Genomic DNA, 551 nt, shown 5'->3' with positions numbered 1-551 from the left:
CGCACCGGCGACGAAGATCGCCGGTGGGGCGCCGGTGGGCTCCGGCCGCCGCGCGGCGAGCGCCTCGGCGAGTTCCCCCACGGTGTTCTCGGGGGCCGCCTCGACCTGGTATTCGATGACGGCGGTGGACGGATCCGCAACGGTGAGCTGCAGGCGCACGAGGGTCTCCTGGTCGGGTGGTCCGTCGGGACGGGCGGGGCCGCGCGGTGATCCGCTCACCACGCGGCCCGGCCCGTCCGGTCGTTCAGCGGCCGAGGCTGGCCCCGGTCTGGTTGTCCGTCTCGGAGAACGCGTCGCTGACCTGCGTCAGGTACTGGCTGATGCCCTCCATGCCGTTCAGGGTCTGGTCGACGCTGCCCTTGTACTCGTCGAAGTACGGCCCGAACTTCTGCTGAGCGGCCGGGGTGTTGTAGCCACCCTGGATCAGCGTGTCGATCTTGCTCTTGGCCTGGTTCATCCCGTCCAACAGCGTCTGCATGTTCTGCTTCAGCCAGGTCGAAGACTCCTGCATGTCCTCGCTGACGATGTGGTACGTGGCCACGTTCCGCTCC

At 68.6% G+C, this 551-nt stretch carries 1 protein-coding gene; it reads right to left on the bottom strand.

Translation table 11 applies throughout. The features are described from left to right. Positions 1-244 precede the first annotated feature (244 nt). A partial coding sequence (locus tag C1A38_RS30470) for a WXG100 family type VII secretion target (RefSeq protein WP_102661107.1) occupies positions 245-551 on the bottom strand: 307 nt, incomplete at its 5' end.

Origin of the sequence: Verrucosispora sp. ts21, from assembly GCF_002879555.1 — a bacterium.
Lineage (GTDB): Bacteria > Actinomycetota > Actinomycetes > Mycobacteriales > Micromonosporaceae > Micromonospora > Micromonospora gifhornensis.
Note: the sequence above shows the minus strand (reverse complement) of the source record. Positions and strands in the feature narration are given on the sequence as shown.